The sequence below is a fragment of the Lysinibacillus sp. GbtcB16 genome (assembly GCF_019091145.1).
Classification (GTDB): domain Bacteria; phylum Bacillota; class Bacilli; order Bacillales_A; family Planococcaceae; genus Lysinibacillus; species Lysinibacillus fusiformis.
In genome coordinates this window covers 1-270 of record NZ_JAGXJV010000416.1, presented here as the reverse complement: position 1 = coordinate 270, position 270 = coordinate 1, and the positions used below count along the sequence as shown (strand labels likewise).

Sequence of the window (270 nt, the reverse complement as noted above, 5' to 3'; positions counted from 1 at the left end):
ATCATGGCCAGAGGCGGCGTATTCAAAGGGCCGTTCAAAATTAACGGCGAAATTATGCCTGTGCCTTGGTCCGGCGTAATTACAGCGTTCGACGGCATGCAAGTGCTGGCGCGTACGACAGGCACGGAAGATGCGCTCGATATCGAGTTCACTCCTCCGGCGGGTTCGGCGTTCCCGATCGATTTGATTTTCTACCCATTGGAAGATAAGAAATAAGAATGAAGTTAAGAGCCTTTAGACAGCTCCTGTTGGCGAGAATCGGAAGATATC

1 pseudogene is annotated in these 270 nt (G+C 50.7%); it reads left to right on the top strand.

The features are described 5' to 3' along the window. Positions 1-216, top strand: a pseudogene (locus KVT27_RS24750) (copper amine oxidase N-terminal domain-containing protein); the annotation flags it as partial. Between the last annotated feature and the right edge of the window lie 54 nt (positions 217-270).